Genomic DNA, 795 nt, shown 5'->3' on the forward strand with positions numbered 1-795 from the left:
CTTACCACAACATCCAAATTTTCTGCCTTGCCGATAGGACTGTTCTGGGTTACTTTGTTCTTAAACCTGAAATAGCCCCATAGGTATCTGCCAAGCATCAAGACAAAACCCGCCGCCCAAATTCCCAACATCCATTGTCCGACGTCCGGAACTGGCAGATGACGCTGACCAGCCGTTTGCCCCGCGGCTGCCAGGACAATTTCCCCTGGGGTTGGAGCGGTGTGGACGGTCAGACCGGCTTGCTGCTGCACGGGCGCTCCTTCCTCGATAATTACGGGCTGGGGCAGAAGCCCGCCTACATTGACCTGTATGGGCACAACAAACAACACCAGAGAAAGCAGGCAGATATGATAATACCAAGTGCCGCCTAATTTTGGCACCAGCCTGGTTTTAAGCAGTATAAGCAAAAGGCTGATGACGCTGCCGGTCAGAGAAGTCATAAACAGCATTTTAATCATGGAACTTCACCTGCTTTTCGATAAAATCCCTGAGCTCTTCAATGTCCTCTTGCGTCAAATCTTCATCCTGAAACAGGGCGCTGATCAGACTTTTGGCGGAACCCTTGTGAATTGATCGGATAAAATTCCGGGTCTGCATTTTCTGATAGTCTTTTTCGCTGATTCCCTCCCAGTACTCATGGGCATGAGAACGCCCAAGCTTAACTGATTTCAGCACTCCTTTGTCGATCAGCCGGCCGGCCAGGGTCAGGATGGTGGTTGCTTTTTTGCCGGGCAGCTTTTCCATGATGTCCTTGGTGGTCACTCTTTCACCACTGTCCCATACGATGCGCATAAT

2 protein-coding genes are annotated in these 795 nt (G+C 50.6%); both read right to left on the reverse strand.

The annotated features are described in order from the left end of the window. Positions 1-458 (reverse strand): hypothetical protein (locus B3W37_RS11200; protein ID WP_483175821.1); only part of this gene is annotated, 458 nt, incomplete at its 3' end. Continuing rightward, positions 451-795 (reverse strand): BlaI/MecI/CopY family transcriptional regulator (locus B3W37_RS11205; RefSeq protein ID WP_483175823.1); only part of this gene is annotated, 345 nt, incomplete at its 5' end. The genes B3W37_RS11205 and B3W37_RS11200, both read right to left, overlap by 8 nt.

Source organism: Syntrophomonas sp. UBA5494, from assembly GCF_002426325.1.